The sequence below is a fragment of the Micromonospora sp. SYSU B005 genome, from assembly GCF_055362685.1.
The window spans coordinates 179,741-194,334 of sequence record NZ_JAXCFU010000004.1 but is presented as its reverse complement, the minus strand read 5'-3'; the positions used below and the strand labels follow the sequence as shown (position 1 = coordinate 194,334).

Annotated in this window: 16 protein-coding genes; 7 read left to right on the top strand and 9 right to left on the bottom strand. The window is 74.0% G+C overall.

From position 1 onward, the window contains the following. Positions 1–122: 122 nt before the first annotated feature. From frr to SM452_RS12465, 7 genes are all read right to left on the bottom strand, one after another. A complete protein-coding gene (gene frr, locus SM452_RS12495; RefSeq protein ID WP_091419619.1) occupies positions 123–680 on the bottom strand; it encodes a ribosome recycling factor in 558 nt (185 codons plus the stop codon). Between the two features lie 86 nt (positions 681–766). Next, on the bottom strand, positions 767–1,534 hold the full coding sequence (gene pyrH / locus SM452_RS12490; RefSeq protein ID WP_013284607.1) for a UMP kinase: 768 nt from the start codon (positions 1,532–1,534) through the stop codon (positions 767–769). Positions 1,535–1,691: 157 nt separating this feature from the next. Further along, positions 1,692–2,519, bottom strand: coding sequence for a translation elongation factor Ts (tsf, locus tag SM452_RS12485; protein ID WP_030269902.1), 828 nt, complete (start codon positions 2,517–2,519; stop codon positions 1,692–1,694). A gap of 127 nt (positions 2,520–2,646) precedes the next feature. Next, entirely contained in the window at positions 2,647–3,522 is an 876-nt protein-coding gene (gene rpsB / locus SM452_RS12480; RefSeq protein ID WP_355506884.1) for a 30S ribosomal protein S2, read from the bottom strand. A 328-nt stretch (positions 3,523–3,850) separates the two neighbouring features. After that, positions 3,851–4,906: a hypothetical protein gene (locus SM452_RS12475; RefSeq protein ID WP_410054941.1), complete on the bottom strand. Its 1,056-nt coding sequence runs from the start codon at positions 4,904–4,906 to the stop codon at positions 3,851–3,853. Positions 4,907–4,996: 90 nt separating this feature from the next. After that, positions 4,997–5,530: a hypothetical protein gene (locus SM452_RS12470; protein WP_355506881.1), complete on the bottom strand. Its 534-nt coding sequence runs from the start codon at positions 5,528–5,530 to the stop codon at positions 4,997–4,999. Further along, positions 5,527–5,832, bottom strand: coding sequence for a hypothetical protein (locus SM452_RS12465; RefSeq protein WP_262014799.1), 306 nt, complete (start codon positions 5,830–5,832; stop codon positions 5,527–5,529). The genes SM452_RS12470 and SM452_RS12465 overlap by 4 nt, the downstream gene beginning before the upstream one ends. A gap of 159 nt (positions 5,833–5,991) precedes the next feature. Between SM452_RS12465 and SM452_RS12460 the strand changes: the two genes are divergently transcribed. The 3 genes from SM452_RS12460 to SM452_RS12450 are packed head-to-tail and all read left to right on the top strand — an operon-like array spanning position 5,992 to position 9,051. Beyond that, positions 5,992–6,351 (top strand): YraN family protein, encoded by a 360-nt coding sequence (locus SM452_RS12460; RefSeq protein ID WP_463839957.1) that lies wholly within the window; start codon positions 5,992–5,994, stop codon positions 6,349–6,351. A gap of 1 nt (position 6,352) precedes the next feature. Next, entirely contained in the window at positions 6,353–7,873 is a 1,521-nt protein-coding gene (locus SM452_RS12455) for a YifB family Mg chelatase-like AAA ATPase (protein WP_463839956.1), read from the top strand. Continuing rightward, complete coding sequence (locus SM452_RS12450) at positions 7,870–9,051, top strand: DNA-processing protein DprA (RefSeq protein ID WP_463839955.1); 1,182 nt, start codon at positions 7,870–7,872, stop codon at positions 9,049–9,051. Before SM452_RS12455 ends, SM452_RS12450 begins: the two co-directional genes overlap by 4 nt. Positions 9,052–9,056: 5 nt before the next feature. Here SM452_RS12450 and SM452_RS12445 read toward each other — a convergent pair whose 3' ends face one another. After that, positions 9,057–9,398, bottom strand: a complete 342-nt coding sequence (locus tag SM452_RS12445; RefSeq protein WP_262014796.1) for a hypothetical protein — start codon at positions 9,396–9,398, stop codon at positions 9,057–9,059. Between the two features lie 448 nt (positions 9,399–9,846). On the opposite strand from SM452_RS12445, the gene SM452_RS12440 reads away from it, so the two are divergent. Together SM452_RS12440 and SM452_RS12435 are read left to right on the top strand one after the other, a co-directional pair. Beyond that, entirely contained in the window at positions 9,847–10,836 is a 990-nt protein-coding gene (locus SM452_RS12440; RefSeq protein ID WP_463840023.1) for a tyrosine recombinase XerC, read from the top strand. A gap of 48 nt (positions 10,837–10,884) precedes the next feature. Further along, positions 10,885–12,066, top strand: coding sequence for an aminotransferase class V-fold PLP-dependent enzyme (locus SM452_RS12435; RefSeq protein ID WP_357210674.1), 1,182 nt, complete (start codon positions 10,885–10,887; stop codon positions 12,064–12,066). Positions 12,067–12,079: 13 nt separating this feature from the next. Here the strand turns inward: SM452_RS12435 and SM452_RS12430 are convergent, their stop codons facing one another. Next, complete coding sequence (locus SM452_RS12430) at positions 12,080–12,691, bottom strand: murein hydrolase activator EnvC family protein (protein ID WP_463839954.1); 612 nt, start codon at positions 12,689–12,691, stop codon at positions 12,080–12,082. A 131-nt stretch (positions 12,692–12,822) separates the two neighbouring features. Here SM452_RS12430 and SM452_RS12425 point away from each other — a divergent pair, with 131 nt between their 5' ends. Together SM452_RS12425 and SM452_RS12420 are read left to right on the top strand one after the other, a co-directional pair. Continuing rightward, positions 12,823–13,482 (top strand): methyltransferase domain-containing protein, encoded by a 660-nt coding sequence (locus tag SM452_RS12425; protein ID WP_463839953.1) that lies wholly within the window; start codon positions 12,823–12,825, stop codon positions 13,480–13,482. Continuing rightward, entirely contained in the window at positions 13,479–14,585 is a 1,107-nt protein-coding gene (locus SM452_RS12420) for a sulfite oxidase (protein WP_463839952.1), read from the top strand. The genes SM452_RS12425 and SM452_RS12420 overlap by 4 nt, the downstream gene beginning before the upstream one ends. Positions 14,586–14,594: the final 9 nt, after the last annotated feature.

Sequence of the window (14,594 nt, the reverse complement as noted above, 5' to 3'; positions counted from 1 at the left end):
CGTGCCGAGCCTACTGCACCCGCCGCGGCCCCGAGGGTGTGCGCCGCCGGGCACGACGACGGCACCGGGCCGCCGCCCGGACGGGCGACGGCGGCGCGGTGCCGTGCGAGGTACGCGGGTGCTCAGACTTCGAGCAGCTCGCTCTCCTTGTGCTTGACCAGCTCATCGACGTTGGCGACGAAGCGCTGGGTCAGGTCGTCCAGCTCCTTCTCCGCGCGCCGGCCCTCGTCCTCGCCGACCTCGCCGTCCTTGACCAGGCGGTCCAGCTCCTCCTTGGCCTTGCGGCGGATGTTGCGGACGGCGACCTTGGCCTCCTCGCCCTTCTGCCGGGCGACCTTGATCATGTCGCGGCGCCGCTCCTCGGTCATCTGCGGCAGGACGATGCGGAGCTGGTTGCCCTCGTTGTTCGGGTTGGCCCCGAGGTCCGAGTCGCGGATCGCCTTCTCCATGGCGCCCAGCTGCGAGTTGTCGTACGGCTTGATGATCACCATGCGCGGCTCGGGCACCGCGATGGACGCCATCTGCGGCAGCGGGGTCGGGCTGCCGTAGTAGTCGATCACGATCCGGGAGAACATGGCGGCGTTGGCGCGTCCGGTACGGATGCCGCCGAACTCCTCCTTGGCGTGCTCGATGGCACGCTCCATCTTCTCCTCCGCCTCGAGGAGGGTGTCGTCGATCACCGGTCTCCTCGCCTCCTTCTGTCGCTCGTCGTGTGTGGTGCGGGTGCTGCCGTGGCAGAGGGACCGCTGCCGGTCCGGCGGGCCGGTCAGGCGGTGATCAGGGTGCCGATCTTCTCGCCGCCGACGGCCCGGACGATGGTGTCGTCGCCCTGGGCGCCGAAGACCAGCATCGGCAGGCCGTTCTCCATGCAGAGGCTGAACGCGGCGGCGTCGGCCACCCGCAGGTTACGGCGCAGCACCTCGGAGAAGGTGATCGAGTCGAGCTTGCTCGCGGTCGGGTCGATCCGGGGGTCGGCGGTGTAGACCGCGTCCACGCCGTTCTTGCTCATCAGCACCACGTCCGCGCGGATCTCCAGCGCCCGCTGGGCGGCCACCGTGTCGGTGGAGAAGTACGGCATGCCGGCGCCCGCGCCGAAGATGACCACGCGGCCCTTCTCCAGGTGGCGGATCGCGCGCAGCGGGATGTACGGCTCGGCGACCTGGGCCATCGTGATGGCGCTCTGCACCCGGGTCTCGATGCCCTCCTTCTCCAGGAAGTCCTGGAGGGCCAGGCAGTTCATGACCGTGCCGAGCATGCCCATGTAGTCGGCGCGGGCCCGGTCCATGCCGCGCTTCTGCAGCTCGGCGCCGCGGAAGAAGTTGCCGCCGCCGACCACCACGGAGACCTGCACGCCGCGGCGTACCACGGTGGCGATCTGGCGGGCGATGCCCTGCACGACGTCGGGGTCGACGCCGATCGCGCCGCCGCCGAACACCTCACCGGAGAGCTTCAGCACCACCCGGCGGGACCGACCGGGCGGAGGGGCGGTCGGGTCCTCCGCCGCCAGGCTCCGGTCACTCACAACCTGCGTCATCCGCCCCGCCCCTTCTCCCCGCGCATCGCGCGAGCGTCGCGTACGTGCCCCTGCCGACCCTATGTGACGAGGAGGCCGCGGTGCCTGTCGCGTACACCGGCGGCCTCCTCGTCGACGTTCTCCCCTGTGCCCGGGCCGGACGGCCCGGTGCGGCGGCTCAGGCCTGGCCGACCTCGAACCGCAGGAAGCGGGTCACCTCGATGCCGGCGTCGGCCAGCACCTGCTTGACGGTCTTCTTGTTGTCGGCGACCGACGCCTGCTCCAGCAGGACGAAGTCCTTGAAGAAGGCGTTGACCCGGCCCTCGACGATCTTCGGCAGCGCCGCCTCGGGCTTGTTCTCCTCGCGGGCGGTCTGCTCGGCGATGCGCCGCTCGGACTCGACGGTCTCGGCCGGCACCTCGTCGCGGGTGAGGTACTTCGGCCGCATCGCGGCGATCTGCATGGCCACGGCGCGCGCGTCGGCGTCGGCCGCCTCGTCCGACTTGCCGGTGAACTCGACCAGCACGCCGACTGCCGGGGGCAGGTCCTGGCTCTTGCGGTGCATGTAGACCGCGGTGGTGCCGTCCAGCTTGGCGAAGCGGTTGAGCACCAGCTTCTCGCCGATCTTGGCGGACTGCTCCTGGATCAGGTCGGCCACGCTCTTGCCGTCGATGCTGCTGGCGAGCAGCTCCTCGGCGTTGGTGGCGCCGCTGGCCACGCCGTGCTCGACCAGCTGCTGGGCCAGCGCGATGAAGGCGTCGTTCTTGGCGACGAAGTCGGTCTCGCAGTTGAGCTCGAGCAGCGCCTGGCCGGAGTGGGCGATCAGGCCGTTGGCGGCGGTGCGCCCGGCCCGCTTGCCGACGTCCTTGGCGCCCTTGACGCGCAGGATCTCGACGGCCTTGTCGAAGTCGCCCTCGGCCTCGGTCAGCGCCTTCTTGGAGTCCATCATGCCGGCGCCGGTGAGGTCGCGGAGCTTCTTGACGTCCGCGGCGGTGAAGTTGGACATGACTCTCTCTTCGGTGTCAGTGAGGTGGTCTGGGGTGCTGGTTACCCGGTTCCGGGCCGGTTCTGCCCGGCGTACCCGTCGCGTCCCCACCGCCGGGAACCCAGACGGTGGGGACGCGACGGCGAGATCACTCCGCGGAGGCGGTCGCCGGCTGCTCGGCGGCAGGCGCGGCCGGCTCGGCGGCAGCGGCGGCGGCGGGCTGCTCGTCGGCCTTCTTCGGCTCCTCGAGCAGCTCGCGCTCCCACTCGGCCAGCGGCTCGTCGGCGGCGACCTGGCCGGCCTCGGGCTTCTCGTCCGCGCCCCGGTTACGGCCGGAACGGGCGATCAGACCGTCGGCGACGGCGGCGGCCACGACCTTGGTCAGCAGCTCGGCCGAACGGATGGCGTCGTCGTTGCCCGGGATCGGGAAGTCGACCTCGTCCGGGTCGCAGTTGGTGTCGAGCACCGCGATCACCGGGATGCCCAGCTTGCGGGCCTCGTCGACGGCGATGTGCTCCTTCTTGGTGTCGACGATCCAGACCGCGGCCGGGAGCTTCTGCATGTCCCGCAGACCACCGAGGGTCTTGGTGAGCTTGATCTTCTCGCGGGAGAGCTGGAGCGTCTCCTTCTTGGTGTAACCGGCGGCGGTGCCGCTCAGGTCACCCAGGGCCTCCAGCTCCTTCATCCGCTGCAGCCGCTTGTACACGGTCTGGAAGTTGGTCAGCATGCCACCGAGCCAGCGGTGGTTCACGTACGGCTGGCCGACCCGGGTCGCCTGCTCGGCGATGGCCTCCTGGGCCTGCTTCTTGGTGCCGACGAACAGGATGCTGCCGCCACCGGCGACGGTGGTGCGGACGAACTCGTACGCCTTCTCGATGTAGTCGAGCGTCTGGCGCAGGTCGATGATGTAGATACCGTTGCGCTCGGTGAAGATGAAGCGCTTCATCTTCGGGTTCCAGCGGCGGGTCTGGTGCCCGAAGTGCACACCGCTTTCCAGCAGCTGACGCATGGTCACGACGGCCATGGTGGGTTACTCCTACGTTGTCCCTGGTTGTCCGTCCAGCCGGCGGCCGGACGCCTGGCGCCCGGTCGCCGGCCAGGGTGGGCCCGGTACGTCAGACCGGGACCAGGGAGGCCGTCGCCCCACGGAGGAGACCGTGGAGAGGGCACGCGAGGTCGACCGCGCGAGGCGGTCGCCAGTCGACCAGTGTACGCGCCCTCTCCGCTGCACGACCCCCGGGTGCGGAGGCCGGCGTGATCGACTCCAGGTGCGCCTTGATCGACTCCAGGACGGCGAAGTGGCGGCGTCACCCTGTCGGTGACACCGCCACTCCGGCGTACTGGGGTCGGGCTCAGCCCGCCGCGAGGGCGGCGGCGAGGAACAGCACCAGGCCGACGGTCAGGTAGGCGGTCGGCGGGCGCAGCCAGCCCCGGCTGCCGTCGGCGAGCGCCAGCCCGCCGGTGCGCAGCCCGTACAGGCCGGTGCCGAAGATCGGCAGACCCACCACCAGGAAGATGCCCACCACCACGTGCGACGTCGACACCGGGTCGCCGAACAGGCCGTGCAGCAGCACCCGCACCGCCGGCACCTCCAGCACCAGCACCATCACCGCCAGCAGGACCGCCAGCGCCGGACGCCGGGTCCGGTAGACGCCGTCACCGGGCGGCGGCCCGTCCGGGCGGGGCAGCACCGCGGGCATCGGACCGGTCGGCATCTCCAGCGGATTCGGGGTCGCCGCCGGCTGGGCCGGACCACCCGGACGCTCGCCGATCCGCAGCGGAGTGGCCTCGCCGGGGTTCAGCCGTGCCGCGGCGGCCGTTTCGGCCCCGCCGTCGGCACCAGGCGCCGGCTCGACGACCGGATAGCCGCCGATCGGGCTGAGCCGGGGCTTCTCGACGCCGGCGGCAGCGCTCCGGGCGTCGACGCCGGCGCCGCCCGCCGGGTCGCTGCCGAGGGCGATGAGACCGTACGGGTCGGCACCGGCCGGTGCGGCACCCGTCAGCGGGGCGGTAGCCGGCGTACCGAGCGTGCTCGACAGCGGGTTGCCGTGCGCGGCGGTGCCGAGCGCGTCGACTCCGCTGCGGGACACCGCGCCGAGCGGGTCGGCCGCCGACTCGCGTGCCGCGCGACGGCCGGCGCGCGACCCGGGCAGCTCACCGGAGACCTCCGGGTCGTCCGGCCGCTGCGACCGCCAGCTGCTCGTGTCGTCCACCAGCGGATCGGCGGCGGAGTACCGGCCCGGCTCGGCGTACCGATTCTCACCGGCGCGCTGCTCGGGCGTGCGGTAGTCGTCGTCGCGGTAGCGGGGCTCGCCCGCGGCGCGCCAGTCCGACTCGTATCCCCGGTCGCCCCATCGCGACCCCTGCTCATCCTCGGAATAGTTCCGTCGTCCGTCCACGACCGGCACGGTATGCGACGGGCTCCAGCCGCGCCATTCGGGTCTCCGGGGATCGGCCCAGGTCAGCGCCGATATCGCCGGGTCGCCGGCGGGACACGCTCAGTAGCCGTACGGCGTGAAGATCGGCGCGACGTCCGGGTAGGGGAAGTCGCCGGGGAACCCGGGCACCACCGACTCGCGGTTCAGCACGGCGACCAGGAAGTGAGCCAGGCAACCGTCGAACAGGTGCCACTCGCCGAAGTCCCGGGCGCCGTTCACCGCGATGCGCCACCGGTCAGGCGGGCTGCCGGGGTCACGCAGCCAGTAGACGGTGTCTCCGTTGTCGGTCAGCGCGACCGCCGTCAGACCGTCGACCGGCGCGGGTAGCGCCTCCCCGCTGGAGGCGTACGCGCGCAACGTCTCGGTGGCCTCCGCGACACCGTGCACGAGGTCCAGTCGCGGCACCGGATGACCGGGCACGAGCACCGCCAGGAAGTCGTCGAACCTCCCCGGGCCGTACCGGTCGACGAGATCCTTGTAGTCGCCGGGGAGTGCGAAGCCGAGCGAGCGCTCCACCGCGGGCCAGTTCGGCGGCGCGCTCGACCGGGGCGGAGGCGGCATCATCCGCGCGAGCCGCTCGACGTACCGGTTCACGCGAGTCTGAAGTCACTTCTGGTGACCCCGTACTGGTCGGGCACCACCAGGCAGCTGAAACGCCTGCCCGCAAGGCTGGACTGCTCGACCCTCAGATTCAGGGCGAGCACCGCCGCATCCGTCCTCCGAACCCGGGATTCGGCGTCCGCCTCGCGGAACTCCGCGATCCCGCCCCTCGTGCCGACCACGACGTAGTCGACTCTCCGGCCGGCGCCGGGTCCGTCGCCGCCATGGCGGGCATCCGACGGCTGCCCGCAGATGCCGCAGGTCGACGCATCGAACGACGTGTTCCGATCAGTCACGGCACTCCCCCTCGCGATCGAGTCGGATCATCATGCCTCTGCCGGGTTCCGTAGCAGAACGGCCGCATGATCGTCGGTCCGTCCACAAGGCCGCTCCTGTCCACAGGGCAGCCCCTCACGGCGCCCCCGCTCCCGTCCGCCGGTCGCATCCTGGCCGGCATGACGAACCGGAACCGAGCCGTCGGGGCGTACGGCGAGCGGTGCGCGCTACGGCACCTGATCGAGACGGGCCTGCGCCCGGTCGCCCGCAACTGGCGCTGCCCCGAGGGCGAGATCGACATCATCGCCTGGGAGGGCCGGGTCCTGGCCATCTGCGAGGTCAAGACCCGCCGCACCGAGCAGTTCGGCTCGCCCGCCGAGGCCGTCGTACCGGCCAAGGCCCGCCGGCTGCGCGGCCTGGCCGCGCGCTGGCTCGCCGAGACCGGGATCACCGCCGACGAGGTCCGCTTCGACGTGCTCTCCGTCCGGCTCCCGCTCACCGGCCCCGCCCGCGTCGAGCACGTCCGCGGCGCGTTCTGACATGGGATACGCGAAGGTGCTGAGCGTCGGCCTGGCCGGCGTCGCCGGGCATCTCGTCGAGGTCGAGGCCGACCTGGCTCCCGGACTGCCCGCCGTGATCATCTCCGGCCTGCCCGACACCGCCCTGCACGAGGCGCGCGACCGGGTCCGCGCCGCGATCGTCAACTCCGGCCAGAAGTGGCCCAACCGGCGCATCACCCTCAACCTGCTCCCCGCCACCCTGCCGAAGTACGGCTCGGCGTTCGACCTCGCCATCGCGCTCGCCGTCCTGGCCGGCTCGGGTGAACTGCCGCCGGTCGCCCTGGACGCCACTGTCGTGCTCGGTGAGCTCGGCCTCGACGGCGCGGTACGCCCCGTCCGCGGCACGCTGCCGATGGTCGCCGCCGCCGCCCGCGCCGGGCACACCCGCGTCGTCGTACCCGCCGGCAACGCCGCCGAGGCGGCAGTCATCCCGGGCATACGCGTGCACGCGGTCGACACGCTGCATCGACTCGTCGCCCACGTCCGCGACGGCAGCCCGCTGCTCGTTCCGCCCGTTCCCGCCCCGGGCCACGGCACGGCCGGGCCGGACCTGGTCGACGTGGCCGGGCAGCCACTCGGGCGGCGGGCGCTGGAGATCGCCGCCGCCGGTGGCCACCACCTCGCGCTGCTCGGTCCGCCCGGCGCCGGCAAGACCATGCTTGCCGAACGACTGCCGTCGATCCTGCCCGAGCTGGACGACGAGGCAGCCCTGGAGGTGACCGCGCTGCACTCGATCGCCGGTCTGCTGCCACCCGGCGGCGGGCTGTTGCGCCGTCCCCCGTTCCAGGCGCCGCACCACACCGCCACGGTGCCCGCGCTCGTCGGAGGCGGTTCCGGGCTGGCCCGGCCCGGCGCGGTGTCGCTCGCCCACCGCGGGGTCCTGTTCCTGGACGAGGCGCCCGAGTTCGGCAAGGGCGCGCTGGAGGCGTTGCGGCAGCCGTTGGAGAGCGGCCGGGTGCGGGTGGCGCGCACCCGCGGCGCCACCGAGTACCCGGCCCGCACCCAACTGGTGCTGGCGGCCAATCCCTGCCCGTGCGCGAAGCCCTCCGGCGACGTCGACTGCGAGTGCCCGCCGCTGGCCCGGCGACGCTACCTCGGACGGTTGTCGGGTCCGCTGCTCGACCGGGTGGACGTGCAGGTCAAGCTGAAGGCGGTACGCGCGGCGGAGCTGCTGAGCACCGGCGCCGCGCAGGAGTCCTCGGCCACCGTCGCCGCCCGGGTGGTCGCCGCGCGGCACGCCGCCGCCGAGCGCTGGGCGGCCACCGGGCATCGGGTGAACGCCGACGTCCCCGGCCCGTACCTGCGCCGGCCGCCGTGGCACCTGCCCGCCCGGGTCACCACGGATCTCCGCCGCCGGCTCGACACCGGTTCGCTGTCCGCGCGCGGCTACGACCGCGTACTCCGGCTCGCCTGGACCATCGCGGACCTGGACGGGCGGGACCGGCCCGACCACGACGACGTGGCGGAGGCCATCCAGCTCCGGACGGGAGAGGTTGCGTGAGCGCCGACGACCGCCGGTTGGCGCGGGTCGCGCTCACCTGGCTCGCCGAGCCCGGTACCCGGTCGGTGTACGCCCTGGTCGAGCGGCTCGGCCCGGTCGCGGCACTCGATCTGCTGCTGTCCGGCGGGGCGCCGGAGCGGACGCTGCGGTCGGCCGTCGCGGCGCGCGGCGCCGCCGGTGACGCCCGGACGGTCGCCGCCGACGCGCTGGCCCGCGGCGAACGGCTCGGCGCCCGGCTGGTCACCCCGGACGACGACGAATGGCCCACCCAGGTCGGCGACCTGCGCCGGTTGGCGCTGTCCGGCGCCACCCGACGGGTCGACGTGGAGACCGATCCGCCGCTCTGCTTCTGGGTACGCGGAGCGTGGCCGCTCGGCGAGGCGCTGGCACGCTCGGTGGCGGTCGTCGGCGCGCGGGCGGCCACCCCCTACGGCGCGCACATCGCCACCGAGCTGGGCTACGGTCTCGCCGACCGGGAGTGGACAGTCGTGTCCGGCGGGGCGTTCGGCATCGACGCCGCCGCGCATCGCGGGGCGCTGACGGCGGGCGGGCGCACCGTCGCCGTGCTCGCCTGCGGGGTGGACCGCCCCTACCCGATGGGCAACGCCGCGCTGTTCGACCGGATCGCCGAAACCGGCCTGCTGGTGAGCGAGTGGATTCCGGGCGCGGAGCCGTTGCGGCCACGGTTCCTCATCCGCAACCGGGTCATCGCGGCGGCGACGAACGGCACTGTCCTCGTCGAGGCCGCCGCTCGCAGCGGCGCCACCCAGACGCTCAACCGGGCGCTCGGCCTGCGCCGCCCGGCGATGGTGGTGCCCGGGCCGGTCACTTCAGCGATGTCGGTCGGTGGGCACGAGGTGCTGCGGGAACGGCCGGAGGCGCGGCTGGTCGCGAACGTCGCGCACGTGCTGGAGGAGGTGGGACGCATCGGGTACGACCTGGCCCCGCCCGCCCGGGCGCCCGAACGTCCCCGGGACCGGCTCGACGAGGAGGCCACCCAGGTGCTGGAAGCGCTGCCCCGCCGCCGGGCCCTCGACCTGGAGAGCGTCGCGGCGCGGGCGGGCGTGGACCTGCGTACCGCCATGCGCAAACTGTCCATGCTGGAGGAACTGGCGATGGTGGTACGCCGGGACGACGGCTACGCGCTCGCACCGCCACCACCGGCCGCCCGTTCGTGAGCGCGTCAGTCGCCCTCGAACCGGATCTCGGCGTCGCGACGCTCGGCACATCGGCGGACGAGCCGGGCCAGCCGGTGCACGTGCTCGACCTCGGCCGGTGCCCCGGCCACCTCGGCCAGGCACCGCAGCTCGGCGAGCAGTTGCGGCATCCGCTCGGCGCTCACTGTCAGCTCGCCGAGCGGGTCGACGCGGTCCAGCAGCGGGGTCCGCCCACCGCCCCGGACACGCTTGAGCAGGTCGAGCAGCACGTCCTGCGAGTCCGCAACGGCCTCGATCGAGACGTACGCGGGCCGGCGACGACCGGTGCCCGCCGATATCTGCCGGTAGAGGACGGCGTCCACTCCCACTCTCGGCCTCCTCGTACCGGCGTCACCGTCACGGGACGCACTGGCCTGATCGCGGCCGGATCGGCCTCCGTCGGGGCCGGCTCGGGCCACGCTGCCCGCCGGTCGCCGCACCGGAGCGTGCCGCAGCATGAGTTTCCCCTGTCCAGACCGGCTTCTGCCACCCCGCTCAGCGCGTCGTCACGCATCCCGCGGCGGAAGGACGCGGGCGACGTGGCGGACGGCACAACCCACGGGCGACGGCCGACCCGCCGCGAAGGCGGGAGCGACAGCCGGGCGGCACGGCGAAGCGGCGGGCGGCGGCACGGCGACGGGCGGTGCTCCGGCCTTACGCTGGGGCGGTGATCGCCGTCCGCCTCCGCCGCCGCGACCGTGTGCGCCCGGATCGGGTGCCGCGGTGAGCAAACGGCAGCGCGGCACCCGGGACGCGCACGAGGAACTGCCGCCCTCGATGCGCGAGGCGGTGGACGACTTCGCCGACCACCTGTCGCGGGTGCGCAACCGCTCCGTCCACACCGTCCGGGCGTACGTCACGGATCTCGTGTCGCTGCTTGATCACGCCGTCCGGATGGGCTGCGCCGAACTGCCGGAGCTGGACCTCTCCGTGGTGCGCAGCTGGCTGGCGAAGCAGCGGACCATGGGGGCGGCCCGGACGACGATGGCGCGGCGCGCCGCCGCGGCCCGGACGTTCAGTGCCTGGGCGCACCGGACCGGCCTGCTCGCCGACGACGTGGCCGCGCCGCTGGCCAGCCCGCGGGCGCGGCGGGAACTGCCCACCGTGCTGCGCGCCGACCAGGCCGCCACTCTCGTGGAGGCCCCGTCGCGGCAGCGCCCGGGCCCGGCCGAGGCCGACCGCTCGACGGTCCACCCCGACGGTGCCGGGCTCGGACGCGACCACGGAACGGCCCCCGAGGCGGCCGGCGACGGACCGCCCGACGCGGTGCTGCTGCGCGACCGGCTGCTGCTGGAACTGCTCTACGGCACCGGGGTACGCGTCAGCGAGGCGTGCGGCCTCGACGTCACAGACGTCGACCAGGCCCGCCGGGTGGTACGCGTGCTGGGCAAGGGCGGGCGGGAACGCTCGGTGCCCTACGGGGTGCCGGCCCAGCGGGCGCTCGATGCCTGGCTGCGCGACGGCCGGCCCACTCTGCTGACCCCGGGCTCGGGCCGGGCACTGCTGCTCGGGACGCGGGGCGGGCGGCTCAACCCGACCACCGCGCGGCGGATCGTGTCCGGGTGGGCCGGTGCGGCCGGGGTACCGCGGGTCACGCCGCACGGGCTGCGCCACTCCGCCGCCACGCACCTGCTCGAAGGAGGCGCGGACCTGCGCGCCGTGCAGGAGCTGCTGGGGCACTCGTCGCTCGCCAGCACCCAGATCTACACGCACGTCTCGGTCGAGCGGCTCCGCGCCGCGTACCGGCAGGCACACCCCCGCGCCTGACCACCGAATCCGGCCGGCGCATGATCCATTCCGGGCTAGGATCGGTGGATGACGGTGCCGCAGCCGCCCGAGCCGATTCCCGGGGCTCGGCTGCTCTTCTCCCTCGATCCCTCCGTCAGTCACCTCAACCACGGCTCGTTCGGCGCCGTACCGATCGCCGTGCAACGCGCCCAGCAGCGCCTGCGCGACGAGATGGAGGCCAACCCGCTGCGGTTCTTCACGCAGGGCCTGGTCGACCGGATCGCCCACGCCCGCCGGCACCTGGCCGCGTTCCTCGGCGCCGACCCGGACGGCACCACGCTCGTCGGCAACGCCACCACCGGTGCGGCCGTGGTGTTGCAGTCGCTCGCGCTGCGCCCCGGCGACGAGATCGTGACCACCGACCACGGGTACGGGGCGGTGGCGCTGTCGATCGCCAGGGAGTGCGCCCGCACCGCGGCGGTGCACCGCACGCTGCCGGTGCCGTTGACCGCCACCGACGAGGAGGTGGTCGAGATCGTCCGCACCGGGCTGCGGTCCGGGCGTACCAGACTGCTGATCGTCGACCAGCTCACCTCGCCGACCGCCCGGCTGTTCCCGACCGCGGCGATCGTCGCGGTGGCCCGGGAGCAGGGCGTGCCGGTGCTGGTGGACGCCGCCCACGCGCCGGGCATGCTGCCGGCCACCGTCGCGTCGGTAGGCGCCGACTTCTGGGTCGGCAACCTGCACAAATGGGCGTACGCGCCACGCGGCACCGCCGTACTCGTGGTGGCGCCGCAGTGGCGGGAGAAGATCCAGCCGCTAGTCGTCTCGTGGGAGCAGGACAGCGGCTTCCCGGTCCGTGTCGAGTGGCAGGCGACGCTCGACTACACCGGCTGGCTGGCCGCGCCGGTGGGCCTGTTCACGTTGCGCAGCCTCGGCGTGGACCGGGTACGCGCGCACAACGCGGCGCTGGCCGCGTACGGGCAACGGGTCGTCGGGGACGCGCTCGGTGTGGCGCCGGAGCGGCTGCCGGAGCCCGGCGGACCGGCGGTCGCCATGCGGCTCGTGCCGCTGCCGCCCGGTGTCGCGACGACGCTGGACGCGGCCCGGGATCTGCGGGCCCGGATCGCCGACCGGCTCTCCGCCGAGGTGTCGATCGCCGGCTGGAACGGGCGCGGCTACCTGCGGTTGTGCGGGCAGGTCTACAACACCCCCGACGAGTACGACCGGCTGGCCGTCCGGCTGCCCACGCTGCTCGCCCAGCGCTGAGCGACACAGCCGATCACCCGGCGGGGACGGGGTGCAGCGGCAGCAACCGGACGCGACCGAGCCCGAGCAGGGCCAGCGGATCGAGGTACTCCGCGTCGCGTCGCAGTCCCCAGTGCAGGCAGGCCGCCTCCACGCACCCGGGATGCCCGGCGAGCAGGTCGCCGAGCGGCGTGCCGGCGTTCACAGGGGTACCGGCGGTGAGCCGGGAGCGGACCGGTTCGTATGTGGTGCGCAGCCCGTCGGAATGGCCGACGGTGAGCACCGGCCGGCCGGCGACGGTGCCGGCGAACAGGACGGTCCCGGCGCCGGCCGCCAGCACCGGTGCGCCCGGCTCGGCGGCGAGGTCGACGCCCCGGTGCCCGGACCGCCAGGGCTGCGGCGGCGGGTCGAAGCGCCGCACCACCCGGGGCGCGCCCGGCAGCGGCCACCGGAACCGCCCACCGGGCGCACCCCGAAGTCCCGCAGCCGAGCCGCCCGTCGCCGAAGCACCAGAAGCCGGGGCACCCGAAGGTAGCCCCGACAACGGCCCGGCCGGGGCCGACAGCGTCGCCCGGGAAGACGCGGAGGGCCCCGGCAGGCAGACGACGAGGAACAACACCACTGCGTAAGAGATCGAGGAACGCACGCGAGCACCCTGCCCGGCCCGGGCACCCTCCCGCGCACCCCACCGGCCGGCCCTGTGGACGACGCCCTCACTGTGGACGAGCGCCGAATTCGGGGCCGATCTGCTACGGCCCGGACGCCTATGCTGGCCGGGTGACGAAGGACTGGTACGCCTGGCACAGCGACTACGACCAGCCCGAGTCCGCACTGGCCCGGCGGCTCGCCGAGGTGCGGCAGCGTGTCTCCGACGCCCTCGACGCCGCGCCGGCCGGTCCGCTGCGCGCGCTGAGTCTCTGCGCGGGTCAGGGCCGTGACCTGATCCCGGTGCTGGCCGCCCATCCGCGGGGCGCCGACGTGACCGCCCGCCTGGTCGAGCTGGATCCGCGCAACACCGATCCGGCCCGCCGTGCCGCGGCCGACGCCGGGCTCACCGGCGTGGAGGTGGTGACCGGGGACGCCTCGCTGACCGACCGGTACGCCGATCTGGCCCCGGCCGATCTGGTGCTGGTCTGCGGCATCTTCGGCAACATCAGCGACGACGACATCCGGGCGACGGTGCGGCACTGCGCCTCGCTCTGCGCCACCGGCGGCACGGTGCTGTGGACGCGGCACCGGCGCGAGCCGGACCTGGTGCCGGTCATCTGCGAGTGGTTCGCCGAGGAGGGCTTCGAGCCGGTCGCGGTGAACAGCCCGGCCGACGGTGTGGGCGTCGGCGCGCACCGCTTCACCGGCACGCCCCGCCCGCTGACGCCCGGGGTGCGGATGTTCACGTTCGTGGGCTACGACGTGCTGGAGCGGACGGAGCAGGAATGACCACTGTGGACGACGTGAGCCGGCCCTCCCGGGTGGCCGGGCCGGACGAGGCGATCAGCACCGAGGAGCTTCAGCTCGCCGCGCGCAACCACGGCATCCCGCTGGAGGCGCTGCGGTACGACGTGACCCCGGCGGGCCTGCACTACCTGCTCATCCACTACGACATCCCGGACGTCGACCCGGCGGCGTACGCGCTGAACGTGTCCGGCGCGGTCGAGCGTCCACTGCGGCTGGACCTGGCGGCGCTGCTCGACCGGCCCCGGGTGACCCACCGCGTGACGCTGGAGTGCGCCGGCAACGGCCGGGCGCTGCTGCATCCCCGCCCGGTGAGCCAGCCCTGGCTGGTGGAGGCGGTGGGCAACGCCGAGTGGACCGGTACGCCGCTGGCGCCGCTGCTGCGCGAGGCCGGCCTGTCCGGCGACGCGGTGGACGTGGTGTTCACCGGCGCGGACCACGGAGTGGAGCGCGGCGTCGAGCAGGACTACCAGCGGGCGCTGCCGGTGGCCGACGCGCTGCGTGAGGAGGTGCTGCTGGCGTACGAGATGAACGGCGCTCCCCTGCTGCCGCAGCACGGCGCACCGCTGCGCCTGATCGTGCCCGGCTGGTACGGCATGGCGCACGTGAAGTGGCTGCGCGACATCACCGTGACGACCGAGCCGTTCGACGGCTACCAGAACGCGGTGGCCTACCGGCTGCGGCGCGACGCCGACGACCCGGGCGTGCCGGTGACCCGGATCGAGCCGCGTGCGCTGGTGCGTCCGCCCGGGTTCCCGGATTTCATGTCCCGCACCCGAGTGCTGCGGCCCGGGCCGTGCACTCTGGACGGCCGGGCCTGGTCCGGCCACGCGCCGGTGACCTCGGTCGAGGTGACGACCGACGGCGGCGGGACGTGGACACCGGCGGTCCTGGACGAGCCGGCCGGGGGCGAGTGGGCGTGGCGCCGCTGGTCGGTGAACTGGACGGCGACCCCGGGGCGGTACGTGCTCGGCGCCCGGGCGACCGACGCGTCGGGGCGGACCCAACCGGTCGAGCAGCCGTGGAACCGGGGCGGGTTCGCGAACAACCTGGTGCAGCGGGTCGAGGTGGTCGTGCCTGCGGAGTGATCGGGGGCG

Excerpts from the sequence above, each read along its gene's own strand:
- SM452_RS12435 (WP_357210674.1), top strand. The coding sequence starts at position 10,885 with ATGACGGTGCCGCAGCCGCCCGAGCCGATTCCCGGGGCTCGGCTGCTC.
- SM452_RS12420 (WP_463839952.1), top strand. The coding sequence starts at position 13,479 with ATGACCACTGTGGACGACGTGAGCCGGCCCTCCCGGGTGGCCGGGCCG.
- rpsB (WP_355506884.1), bottom strand. The coding sequence starts at position 3,522 with ATGGCCGTCGTGACCATGCGTCAGCTGCTGGAAAGCGGTGTGCACTTC.
- SM452_RS12460 (WP_463839957.1), top strand. The coding sequence starts at position 5,992 with ATGACGAACCGGAACCGAGCCGTCGGGGCGTACGGCGAGCGGTGCGCG.
- SM452_RS12440 (WP_463840023.1), top strand. The coding sequence starts at position 9,847 with ATGCGCGAGGCGGTGGACGACTTCGCCGACCACCTGTCGCGGGTGCGC.
- SM452_RS12455 (WP_463839956.1), top strand. The coding sequence starts at position 6,353 with ATGGGATACGCGAAGGTGCTGAGCGTCGGCCTGGCCGGCGTCGCCGGG.
- pyrH (WP_013284607.1), bottom strand. The coding sequence starts at position 1,534 with ATGACGCAGGTTGTGAGTGACCGGAGCCTGGCGGCGGAGGACCCGACC.
- tsf (WP_030269902.1), bottom strand. The coding sequence starts at position 2,519 with ATGTCCAACTTCACCGCCGCGGACGTCAAGAAGCTCCGCGACCTCACC.